Origin of the sequence: Micromonospora sp. ALFpr18c, from assembly GCF_008868155.1 — a bacterium.
GTDB lineage: Bacteria > Actinomycetota > Actinomycetes > Mycobacteriales > Micromonosporaceae > Micromonospora.
The window spans coordinates 1-1,944 of the sequence record NZ_WBKR01000371.1 but is presented as its reverse complement, the minus strand read 5'-3'; the positions used below and the strand labels follow the sequence as shown (position 1 = coordinate 1,944).

The 1,944-nt window shown below is 74.7% G+C and carries 2 protein-coding genes; both read left to right on the top strand.

Annotated elements, in window-relative coordinates; all coding sequences use genetic code 11:
• Positions 1–191: 191 nt before the first annotated feature.
• Positions 192–1,196, top strand: coding sequence for an EamA family transporter (locus F8271_RS31140; protein ID WP_192580548.1), 1,005 nt, complete (start codon positions 192–194; stop codon positions 1,194–1,196).
• A 10-nt stretch (positions 1,197–1,206) separates the two neighbouring features.
• Positions 1,207–1,836 (top strand): prepilin peptidase, encoded by a 630-nt coding sequence (locus F8271_RS31135; protein ID WP_151493351.1) that lies wholly within the window; start codon positions 1,207–1,209, stop codon positions 1,834–1,836.
• The last annotated feature ends 108 nt before the right edge of the window (positions 1,837–1,944 follow it).

Sequence of the window (1,944 nt, the reverse complement as noted above, 5' to 3'; positions counted from 1 at the left end):
CCCGGTTGGCCGGCGGGTAGGGCTGCGCCGGCCAACCGGGCTTCTCGTCGGGTCGTTGCCCACGCCACGACCCGGGCGTGCCGCCACCCGGTGGTCCGTAGTTCGTCATGCCGCCCTCCTGCACGAAGTGGTGAGAGGCCGGCCACCAAAGCGCGACGCCGACTCCGACGTCACCGTAGCGTGGTCCACCGATGAGCTCATCTCCGACAAGTGCCGCGGGCCCCGCCGTCCGCCGCCCCAGTGCCGCGCCGACCCTGATCTGGACGGCGTTGATCCTGGTCTACCTCCTCTGGGGTTCCACCTATCTGGGCATCCGGATCGCCGTGGAGACGCTGCCCCCGCTGACGTCGGCCGCTCTGCGGTTCGCCGCGGCCGGTCTGGTGCTCGCGGTGGTGCTCCGGCTGCGCCGGGGGCCGGGCGCGTTGCGGGTGGACCGTCGACAGCTCGGCTCCGCGGCGCTGGTCGGGGTGCTGCTGCTCGCCGGCGGCAACGGCCTGGTGGTGCTCGCCGAGTCCGGGCCGCCCGGCGTCGCGTTGCCCTCCGGCATCGCCGCGCTGCTGGTGGCGACCGTGCCGCTGCTCGTCGTGCTGCTGCGCTCCGGCACCGGGGACCGTCCGCCGGTCTGGACGTTCGTCGGGGTCACCGTGGGCTTCGCCGGTCTGGTCCTGCTCGTGCTGCCTCACGACAGCACGGGCGCGGTGCCGCTGGTCGGCGCGTTGACCGTGGTCGCCGGGGCCGCCTCCTGGTCGGTCGGATCGTTCCTGTCCGGACGGATCCGGATGCCCGCCGACCCGTTCGTCGCGACGGTGTACGAGATGGTGGCCGGCGCGCTGGTGCTCGCCGTCGTCGCCGCCGGCCGGGGCGAACTGGGCGACTTCCACCCCGCCTCGGTCAGCACCCGATCCTGGCTGGCACTGGGCTACCTCATGGTGGCCGGCTCGCTGGTGGCCTTCACCGCGTACGTCTGGCTGCTGCAGAACGCGCCCATCTCGCTGGTCTCGACGTACGCCTACGTCAACCCGGCGGTCGCGGTGGCGCTCGGCGCGCTGCTGGTGGCCGAGCCGGTGACCGCGCAGACCCTGCTCGGCGGCGCGGTCATCGTCGCCGGGGTGGCCGTGGTGGTGAGCACCGAACGTCCCCGCCGGGCGGGCGCGGAATCGCGATCGGGGACGGCACCGGCGGGCGAGCGCCGGTAACGTCCGGCCCATGTCGGCCGCTGCACTGGTCGGGGTGGCGGTGCTCGGCGGGCTGGTCGGTCTCGTCGTACCCCCGCTGGCCTGGCGCTTCGCGACCCCGCCGGCCCGGCTGCGGCGCGTCGCGTGGCTCAGCCCACCGGTGGCGGCCGTGGTGTTCGTGGGGCTCGCGGCCGCGCGAGGTGACGATCCGGCGCTGCCGGTCTTCCTCGCGGTGGCAGCGGTGGGTCTGGTGCTGGCCGGGGTCGACCTGGCCGGCCTGCGGCTGCCCGACCCGCTCGTCCTCGCCGCCGGGCTGACGGCGCTCGTCGGACTGACCGGCGCGGCCCTGCTGTCCGGCGATCCGGGGCGGCTGCCCGGTGCGCTGGCCGGCGCGGCGGTCGCCGGCGCGGCGCACGTGCTGCTGGCTCTGCTTCCCGGCTCCCGACTGGGCTTCGGGGACGTGAAACTCGCCGTCGTCCTCGGCCTGCCGCTCGGCTGGCTGGGTCGCGACGCCCTGCTCACCGGGCTGCTCCTGCCACACCTGCTACACGGCGCCCTGGTGCTGGCCCTGCTGAGCACAGGCCAGGTGAACCGGCAGACCCTGCTTCCCCTGGGCCCAGCCCTGCTAACCGGCACCTGGCTAGCCGTCCTCCTGAGCTAAACCCCCCCGGCCACCCCGCCCAGCTTGCACTTCCTGCGCCGACAGATCGGGCATCCCACGCATCACGACAACCGAAGGTGCACGATCGCGGGGGAGGGTGGGGGGTGG